The sequence below is a fragment of the Mucilaginibacter sp. P4_D1 genome (assembly GCF_056401935.1).
In genome coordinates this window covers 1-13,135 of record NZ_JBFUIJ010000014.1, presented here as the reverse complement: position 1 = coordinate 13,135, position 13,135 = coordinate 1, and the positions used below count along the sequence as shown (strand labels likewise).

At 43.2% G+C, this 13,135-nt stretch carries 6 protein-coding genes; 5 read left to right on the top strand and 1 reads right to left on the bottom strand.

The window, feature by feature from the left end; translation table 11 throughout:
• Positions 1-100 precede the first annotated feature (100 nt).
• The 5 genes from AC1DV1_RS14300 to AC1DV1_RS14280 all read left to right on the top strand — a co-directional run bounded on the left by AC1DV1_RS14300 (position 101) and on the right by AC1DV1_RS14280 (position 12,864).
• Positions 101-2,644, top strand: a complete 2,544-nt coding sequence (locus AC1DV1_RS14300) for a Kelch repeat-containing protein (protein WP_477360262.1) — start codon at positions 101-103, stop codon at positions 2,642-2,644.
• A gap of 336 nt (positions 2,645-2,980) precedes the next feature.
• Positions 2,981-5,158 carry a hypothetical protein gene (locus AC1DV1_RS14295; RefSeq protein WP_477360260.1) on the top strand — a complete coding sequence of 726 codons (2,178 nt, stop codon included), beginning with the start codon at positions 2,981-2,983 and terminating at the stop codon, positions 5,156-5,158.
• 135 nt (positions 5,159-5,293) lie between these two features.
• Complete coding sequence (locus AC1DV1_RS14290; protein WP_477360258.1) at positions 5,294-7,576, top strand: GH92 family glycosyl hydrolase; 2,283 nt, start codon at positions 5,294-5,296, stop codon at positions 7,574-7,576.
• 597 nt (positions 7,577-8,173) lie between these two features.
• The gene (locus AC1DV1_RS14285; RefSeq protein WP_477360256.1) at positions 8,174-11,449 is read left to right on the top strand and encodes a SusC/RagA family TonB-linked outer membrane protein; all 3,276 of its coding nucleotides are present in this window, start codon (positions 8,174-8,176) and stop codon (positions 11,447-11,449) included.
• 5 nt (positions 11,450-11,454) lie between these two features.
• Complete coding sequence (locus tag AC1DV1_RS14280) at positions 11,455-12,864, top strand: SusD/RagB family nutrient-binding outer membrane lipoprotein (protein ID WP_477360254.1); 1,410 nt, start codon at positions 11,455-11,457, stop codon at positions 12,862-12,864.
• 153 nt (positions 12,865-13,017) lie between these two features.
• On the opposite strand, the gene AC1DV1_RS14275 is transcribed toward AC1DV1_RS14280, so the two are convergent.
• Positions 13,018-13,135, bottom strand: a 118-nt coding sequence (locus tag AC1DV1_RS14275) for a transposase (protein WP_477360453.1), incomplete at its 5' end; no start/stop codon positions are given.

The window sequence follows — 13,135 nt, the reverse complement described above, 5'->3', positions numbered from 1 at the left end:
AAATTCCCCGTTTGCCATACTTAAAAAAAACATATTTTAGCACTTGCGTTCAACAGCGGGCCATTCCCCTGGTCCCGGGGATTTTAGACAAGTGTATTCAATGACAAAAGCGAGCCGGATTTTATTACTTCATCCCTGGGTATATAGGATTTTGGTTTTTGCTGCCTGCCTTGGCTCGGGCTCAAAATTACAAGCGCAGGGTTTACAATTCAACTCGAACGATAGTTTAATGGAAAAACGGACGTCCTATTCCGTTTTTAAACAGGAAAACCCCACATTTAATGATGAATTAACCATCGCCTTCCAACTGGCTTTATGGGATAATTCGCACCTGGGCTATGTTTTAAACCTTGCCGATGGTAAAAACGCCTCCTATAGCCTCAGTTATATTTATTTGAACGGAACCCCTTACTTAAATTTCAATATCGACAGTAAGAGCAATAAAATCACCATCCCGCTGAGCGCCGCCCAGTTGTCAAAAAGGACATGGACAGCCATCAAAATCAAACTGGACTTGCGTGGGGATAAAGCAACCGTGTGGGTTAACGGTAAACCGTATGGCGCTTCGGGCTTTGGTTTCACAGGCAGCATCAGCCCGGTAATTACCTTTGGCAAAAATTCGCGTTACTCCGATGTGCCCAATATGGCTATCCGCAACCTGGAAGTTGGCGATGCTTCTCAAACTTATTCGTTCCCGTTAGATGAGTGGGAAGGCCAAAACGTGCACAGCAGCAGTGGCGACGAGGTTGGTTTTGTGGAAAACCCGGTTTGGCTTATTAATGAATCGTACTTCTGGAAGCCGCGGTTGTCAAAAAGTTTTAACGAGGTTGTGGGGCTAAACTTTAATCAGCAAAAACAACGCATGGTGCTGTTTGGCAGCAACTCGGTAACGCAATATAATGTAAGGAATGAGGAGAAATCATCCAGCCCCTATCAAAATACCTTACCTATGCCCTTGTTACTGGGCAAAAGCATTATTAACCCAAGGCAAAATAAACTGTATGTATATGAGGTTAACAACGCCCCGGGCCGCCCCTCCGGCCTGGTATCGCTTGATCTTTCGGGCTTAAACTGGGACGTTAAAGGAAACGCTGCCTTGCCATCGCAACGGCATCACCACAATGTGTTTTATGATAAAGATTACCATGATCTTTATTTATTTGGCGGCTATGGCTCGTTCAGGTACTATAATGATTTTTTTAAGTTTGATACCCTGAAACAGGTTTGGCAGCCTGTGGTTTTTACCGGCGACCATATCGATCCACGGTTTTTTTCGGCCTGCAGCGCTGCCGACGCGAATAACGACGTGTATATATTCGGCGGCATCGGCAATCAATCGGGCAGCCAGGTTGTAGGTGGCATGCATTTTTATGATTTGTACCGGGTTAACCTAAGCAGCCGCACCATCAAAAAACTATGGGAAATTAAGCCTGATGAAGAGGCTTTTGTGCCTGCCAATAACCTTGTACCATCAAAGGATGGAAAATATTTTTATGTGCTGTGTTACCCGCACGAGCGACCTAAAACCAGCCTGAAGCTTTATAAATATGCTATTCAAGATGGATCATACGAGGTTGTAAGCGGCGAGATTGCGGTAACATCCGAACGGATTGAAACCGATGTTAACCTGTTTTTTAATAGCGACGCGAACGAATTTTATTGCACCACCCAGGAGTTTACTTCGCCTGTAAAATCGGGTATCAAAATGTATTCGCTGGCATTTCCCCCGGTAAGCTATGCCGCTTATTTAAAATCGAAACAGGCTAAAAGTACAACAACCAATTTGTATAGCTACGTTGCAGGGCTGGTGGCGGTACTGCTTGTGGCCGGTGGAGCATTCATCTACATGAAAAGGAAAAAAGCCAAACCGGTGCAGGAAACTGCTGATTTAACCCAGGATGAAAGCGCCTTAGAAATTATTGGCAACAAGATTAATGCGGTTTACTTGCTGGGCGCATTTGCGGTGTATGATAGAAACGGCAAGGATATTACCTACCTGTTTAGCCCTAAAATTAAACAGCTATTTATTTTAATTTTACTGAACAGCCGCGATAAAAACGGTGTAACCTCCAGGCGCATTTCAACCACCCTTTGGGCCGATAAAGATGTAGCCAAAACAAAAAATATCAGGGGTGTTACCTTAAATCACCTGAGAAGTATTCTTGCCGACCTGGATGGGGTTGAGCTGGCTTACATTAATGATACGTATAGCTTCACTGTTTCAGATACCTTTTTTTGTGATTATTTTGTGGTGCAGGCCAGCCTTAATAACAGGCAGGGTGCAGCTGCATTGGAGGTTCAGCATTTTGATTTGATGGCCCGTGGCGGCCTGCTGCCGGCTATGCCCGATGTTTGGCTGGATGATTTTAAGGAGGGGTACGAAGAAGCACTAATGCCGGCTTTGCAGCCTGTAATAAAAAACACCTATGATGAGGGACAGTTTAAAAAGGCGCTGGAGATAAGCCGGCTGATTTTAAATATCGACCCGTTTAGCGATGCCGGCATTAAATATAAACTGAAAGCCATCAGGCGCACCAGGGGTATTGAACACGCCCGCCGTAGCTACGATGATTTTATAGCCGAATATAAAAGATCATTGGGGATTGATTACCCCATCCCATTTGATAAAATTTGCGGGAAATAAGGGGCGTTAACAGAACGATTAGTATTAAGTCAGAAGTACACGTAAATCTGACTTGTCCTTTTTGACTTAGAACTTAAGACTTTCGACTAAAGACTATCCGTCATTACGTGATTAACATAACATCAGTCGTAAGTCCTAAATCTGAATTGTGCTTTTTGACTGAGAACTTAAGACTTCCGACTAAAGACTTTCTGTCATTTCATGGTTGACACAACATTAATTTCAACGGGTTAATGAAATTTAAACCGGGTTAACCCATTTATTAACCCCTGTTTTAATACCACCTATGCTATCATTGTATGGTAATAAGCGGCATCTACCGCCCTGCACCTACCTATGAAAAACATTTTTGTTTCCTGTTGTTTAACAATGCTGGCGTCTGCTGTTTTTGCGCAGCAGGCACCGGCACCGTTAAAAGAGAAGACTGCTTTCCAAACCGCCAGCCCCTGGATGCCCGAGATTGACGTACGCAGCGACATTGCCATTGTTTACGGAACCAACGACCACCCCGGCATGACCTTTGAACAGCGCGTACAAACCTGGCGCGACCATGGTTATCAAACCAACTTCATGACCGGCATAGCCTGGGGCGATTACAAAGATTATTTCCTGGGTAAATGGGATGGTAAAAACCACCTGGGCGTTGGGCAGGTTACCCAAAAGGGCGATACCATTTTTCATGGCAGGGATATGCCATATGCGGTGCCCGATGCCTCGTTCATCGAGTATATGAAAACAGCGGTTATTAAAAGAGTAATTGATGTTGGCATTACCAATATATTTTTAGAAGAGCCTGAATTTTGGGCACGTGCGGGCTATAGCGCGGGCTTCAAAGCCCAATGGCAAAGCTATTACGGTTTCCCCTGGAAGCCGCAGGATGCATCGGCCGAGAATACTTACCTATCCAGCAAATTAAAGTACCACCTGTATTATGATGCCATTGAAAAAGTATCATCGTACGCTAAAGCCTATGGCAAAAGCAAGGGCTTAAATATAAAAGTGTTTATCGCCACGCATTCGCTGGTTAACTATTCGTCGTGGCAAATTGTTAGCCCCGAGGCCAGCCTGGCTTCGTTGCCTGGTATTGATGGTTACATAGCCCAGGTGTGGACGGGTACCTCGCGCGAGCCGACTTATTTTAACGGCCTGCAAAAAGAGCGCGTATTTGAAAACGCCTACCTGGAATATGGGTCGATGGTATCCATGACAGCGCCAACCGGCCGCAAAATGTTTTTTTTAACCGACCCAATTGAAGACAGGCAAAAGGACTGGAGCGATTACAAGCGAAATTACCAGGCCACTTTTACAGCAAAGCTGTTGTACCCAACCGTATCTGATTATGAGGTGATGCCCTGGCCCGAGCGCATTTATACACATCCGTACAAGGTTGCCAATAGTAACGAAAAGATCCTGATCCCTCAGTATTACTCTACCCAAATGCAGGTGATGGTTAACGCCCTCAACAGCATGCCACCATCAACCAATAAAGTGACCGGCGTAAATGGCATTGGCGTGTTGATGAGTAATACGCTGATGTTTCAACGTTTTCCTACGCACAACGGATTCGAGGATCCGCAGTTCTCAAACTTTTACGGCCAAACATTGCCACTGCTAAAACATGGCGTGCCGGTACAAACGGTGCATATGGAAAACCTGGGCTATGCGGCATCGCTTAAAAATATCAATGTGTTGGTGATGAGCTATGCTAATATGAAGCCCGTAGCAGCCCAAATTCACCAGCAATTAGCAGCCTGGGTAAAGCAGGGCGGCGTGCTCATTTATTGCGGTCGGGATGATGACCCTTACCAATCTGTAATGGAATGGTGGGATACTAAGGGCAATAACTTCAAAGCGCCGTCGCAACACTTATTTAAACTGCTGGGAATAAACCCCGTCGGCGACAGCCAAAAGTTTAACGTTGGCAAAGGCGCAGTATATGTGTTAAGGCAAAATCCAAAAGAATACGTACTGCAGGCAGCTAACGATGGTAATTACATCAGCACCGTTAAACAAGCCTATGAAAAAGATGCCCATGCAGGTACTTTAACATTTAAAAATAGCTTGTACCTGGCCCGTGGCCCTTACGATATTGTAGCTGTAATGGATGAAAATGCCGATAGCAAGCCTTATACCGTAAAAGGCCCGGTAATTGATCTGTTCGATCCGCAACTTCCCATATTGGCCGAAAAGGTGATCAATCCCGGCGAGCAGGCATTGTTATATAACGTTGGCCGGGTAACCAAGAAAAATGTTCCGCAGGTATTAAGTTCGGCATCAAGGATCTATGACGAGGAGGTGGTTGCCGACGGTTATTCCTTTGTGGCCAAAAGTCCTGCTAAAACGCTTAACAGCTTACGCGTTTTGTTGCCGACCCAGCCGAAGGAAACTATTGTTACAGATGATAAGGGACTGGTTATTACCGATGTTAAAACATCATGGGATACATCCTCAAATACCTTATACCTTGGTTTTGCCAATAGTCCCGATGGTGTAAAAGTTAGCATAAAATGGTAAAACAAGCGACTTTTATAGCATTAATGATGCGTACTTTTGCGCGTGAGAAAACCATTTAGCACCCCGTTTTAGCTGTAAAAATTGTAAGATTGCGGCTTTTTAATAGTGACTGAAATAAAACATCCTAACTAAATAATGAAAAAACTATTCCTACTAGCTTTTGCTGCTTTGCCCTTTGTGGCCGTAGCCCAGCAAAGCGTAAAAGTAACCGACCCTGTCGACCTGATTAACCCGCTGATGGGTACAGCATCCAAGCCATCCTTGTCAAACGGAAACACATACCCGGCCATTGCCCTGCCATGGGGCATGAACTTCTGGACACCGCAAACCGGTAGAATGGGCGATGGGTGGCAGTACACCTATGATGCTGATAAAATCCTGGGTTTTAAGCAAACCCACCAGCCATCACCATGGATGAATGATTATGGAATGTTTTCCATCTTCCCCGAAACCGGCAAGTTAAAGCTGAACGAAAAAGAGCGTGCAAGCTGGTTTTCGCACAAAGCCGAAATTGTTAAACCCTACTACTACAGCGTTTACCTGGCCGATTATGATGTAACCACCGAAATTACCCCAACCGAGCGTGCTGCAAGCTTCCGCTTTACCTTCCCCAAAAGCGATAGCTCGCATATTGTAATTGATGCTTTTGACAAAGGATCATACGTAAAGATTATTCCCGGTGAGCAAAAGATTGTAGGTTACAGCACCAAAAACAGCGGCGCTGTACCGGCTAACTTCAAAAACTACTTTGTTATTTATGTAGATAAACCTTTCGCGCTGGCATCGGCATGGCACGATTGGAAAAAAGACGACGGCCAGCTGGAATATACGGGCGACCACGCGGGCGCGGTTATCACCCTGAAAACCACCAACGGCGAGCAGGTGCATTTAAAAGTTGCTTCGTCATTTGTAAGTATTGAACAGGCCGAAATAAATTTGAAACGCGAACTGGCCGACGATAAGTTTGAAGTTACCTGCCAAAAAGCCAAAGACACCTGGAACAAAACCCTGAGCAGGCTGAATGTAGAAGGCGGCACCGTAGAGCAAACCAAAACATTTTACAGCAGCTTGTACAGGATGCTTTTCTTCCCTAACAAAATGTACGAGATAGATGCCAAAGGCGAAAAAATTCACTACAGCCCTTTCAATGGTAAAGTGATGCCCGGTTATTTATTTGCCGGTACAGGCTTTTGGGATACATTCAGGGCTTTGTATCCGTTCCTGAACCTGGTTTATCCGTCTATCAATAAAGAGATGCAGGAAGGCCTGATAAATGATTATAAAGAAGGCGGCTGGCTGCCCGAATGGTCGAGCCCTGGTTATGCTGATTGTATGATAGGCAATAACTCGGCCTCGGTAGTTGCCGAAGCGTACCTGAAGGGTATGCGTGGTTACGATATTGAAACATTGTACCAGGCGCTTAAACACGGTGCCAACAACGAAGGGCCAAACGCAACCGGCCGCAGGGGAGTGCAATATTATAACACCCTTGGCTATGTGCCCTACAACGTTAAAATAAATGAGAATGCTGCACGTACCTTAGAGTATGCTTACGATGATTTTGCTATATATCAATTAGGTAAAGCTTTGGGCAAGCCAAAATCAGAAATTGATATTTATAAAAAACGCAGCCAGAATTACCGTAATGTATTTGATCCGCAAACTAAACTGATGCGCGGTAAAAATGAGGACGGTAAATTTCAAGCGCCGTTTAATCCTTTTAAATGGGGCGATGCCTTTACCGAAGGTAATAGCTGGCACTACAGCTGGGGCGTTTTTCATGACATACAGGGCTTGATAAACCTGATGGGTGGCAAACAACAATTTGCAGCCAAACTCGATTCAGTATTCAGCATGCCGCCCACGTTTGACGATAGCTACTATGGCGGCGTTATTCACGAAATCCGCGAGATGCAGATAGCCAACATGGGGCAGTACGCGCATGGCAACCAACCTATCCAGCACATGATTTACCTGTACAACCATGCAGGCCAGCCATGGAAAACCCAATACTGGGCCCGCGAAACCATGAATAAACTGTACAAAGCTACCCCCGATGGTTATTGCGGCGATGAAGACAATGGGCAAACCTCGGCCTGGTACATCTTCTCGGCCATGGGCTTTTACCCTGTAACGCCTGCCAGCGATCAGTACGTGTTAGGAGCGCCCTTATTTAAAAAGGTAACCATCAATTTAGAGAATGGTAAAACGGTGACTATTACCGCGCCCAACAACAGTGCTGCCAACAAATATGTAAACAGCCTGACTATTGATGGCAAGCCCTACACCAATAACTGGGTGAGCCATAAAGGCCTTTTAAGCGGTGCCGAATTGAATTTTGATATGATTGCCACCCCCAATAAAGAACGTGGCACCAAAGACGCCGATGTGCCTTTTTCGATGAGCAACGAAAAATAATTCCCAATATTGTATGGTTTTAAAAGGGCTTGTGTTTTCACAAGCCCTTTTTTATTAACCATTTATTTTTCAACGAGTTAATGAATTGTAACATTTCGTTTACTTTAAAGAAAGTGTTATTTAATATGAATTATTTGCAATAATAGATATTAGTTAATAACTCCATTTTGGTCGGCTTTCCCAGGCTTTTTTGTGGCTATGTTGGCATATTTGCATAAAGAACTTATTGTGCTTTAAAATGTTTGCCTGTGAATGGTGCTTTGATTGGCTATGGTATGTCTTATCTTTTATGAAGAATGAAGTCTGTTTTTTGGCCCATTTTGTAGAATAGGTAATAAAAGCAAACAGGGAAAATGCCTCGCGCATCTTCCCTGTTCTAATTAACTTTATTAACTGTCTTATTATTAACTAAATGATTTAGTAATAGCGTAAGAACATGCAAAGAAAATAAATGTTTATGAACTTTTTATGAAAAATATACTTTTTGTGAAATAATATTTATGTAAACGAAATGTTACAATTATTTATTTGATTTTTTATAAATCCCATATAGATTTAACCTCTTAAAGTTTTTAACTATTAACTAACACATTATTCATGAAAAAAAGTCTACTTACGACTTTGTGCATTCTTTTACTTGCTGCAACACAGCTTTATGCGCAAAACCATACCGTAACCGGAAAGGTTACGGCCAGGGAAGATGGCTTACCGGTGCCAGGGGTATCAGTAAGCATTAAGGGTACTACAACCGGTACCCAAACCGATGCAAACGGAAGGTTCTCCTTATCCGTGCCCAACAATGCTTTATTGTCATTTAGCTTTCTTGGTTACATTACCCAAACGCTGCCTGCAGACGGACCAACAGTTAATGTTGTTTTAATTGCCTCGAGCCAGCAACTTGGCGAGGTTGTAGTAACGGGAGCGCTGGGCTTAAACAGAACACGTAACCAGCAAGCCTATGCTGCACAAAAAGTAACCGGCGACGAAGTTAGCAAACAACGTAGCGGTAATTTTGTGAGCGGCTTGTCAGGTAAGGTAGCCGGTTTAGAAATCAGGCAGAACAATGCCCTCGGCGGTTCAACAAACGTTGTTTTACGTGGTACTAAATCAATCCTCGGCAATAACCAGGCGTTATTTGTTGTTGACGGCGTGCCTTACAACAACGGTGGTTCTGGCGGTGGTAACCAGGGTAACAGCAACTCGAGCTCAGTAGCGGCCGGTACAGGTGGTTATGATTATGGTTCGCCTGCGTCAGATATCAACCCGGATGATATTGAGTCGGTTACCGTTCTTAAAGGTGCTGCTGCTACTGCGTTATACGGTTCTATCGGTGCCAACGGTGTAATTTTAATTACAACCAAAAAAGTTAATAAAGGTCTTGGTATTACTTTTAACACCAGTTACGGTTACGGTGCTGTTGATAAATCAACTTTGCCAACCTACCAAAAACAATACGGTGGTGGTTACGGAACCTATTATGAAGATCCAAGCGGTTATTTCCTTTATAGGGACATCAATGGCGACGGTGTTAAAGATTTGGTTGATCCTTTAACCGAAGATGCTTCATACGGCCATGCCTTTGATCCAAACCTGAAGGTTTACCAATGGGATGCGTTTAGCAAATACTCTCCTAATTTTGGTAAAGCTACACCTTGGGTTGCTGCTGCCAATGACCCCAATACATTTTTCACACACCCAATAAGCAATAACCAAAGTTTGTTCATTACCAATGGTGGCGAAAATGGTACTTTTAAATTAGGTTATACCCGTAATAACCAAACCGGTTTTATGCCTAACAGTAACGAGTTGAAAAACAACCTTGACTTTGGCGGAACATATAACATCAACAGTAAACTAACTGCAGCCGCTAATGTCAGCTATACCCGTACAGATGGTAAAGGACGCTACGGAAGCGGTTATCAATCAGATAACATCCTGAACTCTTTCAGGCAATGGTACCAGGTAAATAACGATATCAAGGAGCTTAAAGATCAGTACTTTGCTTCTGGTGGTCAAAATATTACCTGGAACTGGGCAAGTCCAACCAATCTGGTTCCAATTTATTGGGATAACCCATACTTTATCCGTTACCAAAACTTTGAAACAGATACCCGTAACCGTTACTTTGGTAATGTTAGCCTAAACTACAAAGCCACAAATTGGCTGAATTTATTAGGCCGTGTAACTGTTGATAACTGGAGCCAGCTTCAGGAAGAACGCAGGCAGGTTGGTTCTGTTGGTTTATCATCATACACCAGGAGAAACCTGAATTTTAATGAAACCAACTTTGATTTCCTGGCAACAACCGACAATAATATAACCAAGGATCTTAATTTTAAAGGTCTGTTAGGTGTTAACGTACGTAAAAATCTTTATCAGTCAATTGCAGCTACTACAAACGGTGGCCTGATTGTACCAAGTATTTATAGTTTATCTAACTCTAAAAATACACCAAACGCCCCAACTGAAACTTATGTTCCATTTGAAACAGACGGTATTTTTGCCGGCGCTACTTTCACATGGAAAAAAATGCTGGTTTTAGATGGTACTTTAAGGCGTGATGCTTCTTCGGCTTTGCCTTCATATAGTAATAAATACTACTATCCTTCTGTTAACTTAGGTTTTACCTTCTCTGAGCTGCTTAAACAATACTCATGGCTGTCATATGGTAAAGTAAGGGTTAACTACGCCGAAGTTGGTAACAGCGGTACACCACAAAGCACAAGCAATTATTATTCGCTTACTACAGCATTTGGCTCAAGCCCTCAGGCATTTGTTGGTACAACTCAAAACAATGCAAAATTAAAGCCCGAGCGTACAAGAGCATCTGAGGGTGGTTTGGAAATGGCATTTTTCAATAACCGTTTAGGATTTGATTTCACTTACTATAACAACAAAACTGTTGACCAACTGATTCCTGTTACTTTATCAACCGCTACAGGTTATAACGCCGCTTACATTAACTCTGGTACTATTCAAAATAAAGGTATCGAGGTTTCGTTGAACGGCACGCCGGTACAGACAAAAGACTTTACCTGGAAGCTGAATGTTAACTTTACCCGCAACAGAAACAAAGTATTAAAACTTTATACTGATGGCTCTGGTCAGCAGGCCACCAATCTTCAGCTGGGTTCTTTCCAGGGTGGTGTTTCGCTTAATGCAAGCCTTGACCGCCCTTATGGCGATATTCGTGGTAATGGTTATGTTGATAAAGACGGAAACGCACTTGCTACTAAAAACGGCCAGCAGGTTGTTGGAAGTGATGGTTATTACGAACTTTCGGCAAGTAATAACGTAGTGTTGGGTAACGTAAATCCAAACTGGACTGGCGGTATCAACAGCTCGTTCAGGTATAAATCATTTACCTTAAGCTTCCTGGTTGACGTTAAAAAAGGCGGCAGCGTATTCTCGTTAGATACCTATTATGGTATGGATACTGGTTTGTATCCTGAAACTGTAGGTACAAATGACCTGGGTAAACCATCAAGAAATGCATTGGCAGATGGTGGTGGTGTGATTTTACCAGGTGTTACATCTACAGGAGCTCAAAATACTGTTAGAGCAGATAACACTGGTTCTGGCTTATATGGCTACGAGCATAATCCTGCAGCTGGTTTCGTTTACGACGCCGGTTATGTAAAATTACGCGAGGCAGCAATTGCATACTCTTTGCCTCAATCTGTTATTTCGCGGCTTGGCAGTGTTAAAGGGATCGATGTAGGTTTAAGTGGCCGTAACTTATGGATCATCCATAAAAACACCCCTTATACCGATCCTGAAGAAGGTTTAAGCTCAGGTAACCTGCAAGGCTATCAAAGTGGTGCTTTCCCAACTGCCAGAATGTTTAACCTTAACTTAAAAGTAAGATTCTAACGATTATGAAAAAATATTTTATCGCGGCATTGCTTCCAATCCTTTCGCTTGGGGCATGCCATAAAGACCTGGCTTCGTTAAATACGAACCCAAAGCTTTTCCCAACGGTTCCGGCCGCCTCATTATTTACGCAGGCCGAGCGCGTTTTAACAAATACAGTTACTACATCAAGTGTAAATACCAATATCTACCGGTTAATTGAGCAGCAATGGCAAGAAACCACTTATACCGATGAAAGTAATTACCTTATCAATGCCCGTAATATAAATGGTGCAGAATGGAATGCGCTTTATCGCGATGTTTTAAATAACCTCAGGTTGGCTAAAACTATTGTGCCTACCGATGCTTCAGTAGGTAGTGCCGATATTCAGAAAAATGATATAGCAATACTGGATATTCTGCAGGTTTATTCTTTTTATTACCTGGTAACTACTTTTGGTAACGTGCCTTATACCCAGGCATTTGATGCTAATAATAATTTCCCTAAGTATGATGATGCGGCCACTATTTACAAAGATTTGCTTACCCGTTTAGATGCTGACATCGCAGCGTTAAACACAGGTGCCGGCAGCTTTGGCAGTGCCGATGTAATATACGCGRGTAATACAACAAAATGGAAGAAGTTCGCCAATTCTTTCAAATTGAAAATGGCGTTAACAATTGCTGATTCTGACCCAACCACTGCAGCTTCAACTGCGGCGGCGGCTGTTGCAGGTGGTGTATTTACCTCCAATAGCGACAATGCTACTTTTGCTTACCTTGGGGCAACACCAAACACTAACCCCGTTTATGTTGATATAATTCAGAGCGGTAGGTTTGACTATGTTGGTTGTAACACGCTTATAAGTTATTTGAATAATCATTTAGATGCGCGCGTGGGTAAATATTATACTCCGGTAACAGGTACAACTGCTACTTACCTGGGTAGTGCTCCCGGTGCAAAATCTAATTATGACACCTATTCGCATGTTAATCCAACAATAACTGCCGCAACGTTCCCGGGTTTGTTACTTGATTATGCTGAGGTATCATTTTATTTGGCCGAGGCTGCAGCTAAAGGCTACATTACTACCGGTACTGCTGCAACCTATTATGCTGCCGGTGTTCAGGCATCATACTCCTATTGGGGAGCAGGTGATGCAACCACTTATCTGGTAACTAATCCGTATTCCGCAACTAATCTTGCTTACCAAAAATGGATTGCTGATTATAACAGGGGCTGGGATGCATGGATAGAAACCCGTAGACTGGATGTACCTGCATTGGTTGCGCCATCTACAGCGTCAAGCGCTTTCCCGGTACGTTTCCCTTACCCAATTGCCGAAAGTAACGTAAACGGTGCTAACTATAAAGCTGCTTCGGCCGCTATTGGTGGCGATTTGGTTACCACTAAATTGTTTTTCGACAAACACTAATTTATAGTACCCATAAAAAAGCTGAGGCCGTATCATAAATCAAATGATGCGGTCTTTTTATTTTACGGCGGATAAATCGATTTCAAGTAGTTTTTTGATGTTGATTTCGAACTAACGAATATTATTGATTAAGAACGAGTGAAAAGAAGGCCTTTAGGCAGCTTTTTTTCTTAGGTTTTGTGCGATTGAAAGTAAGCCCCATTCTATCGCTACTTTTTCTTTCCCACGGAGCATGAAGCGTCGGAACCCGTGGTTCTGTTTGATATTTCCG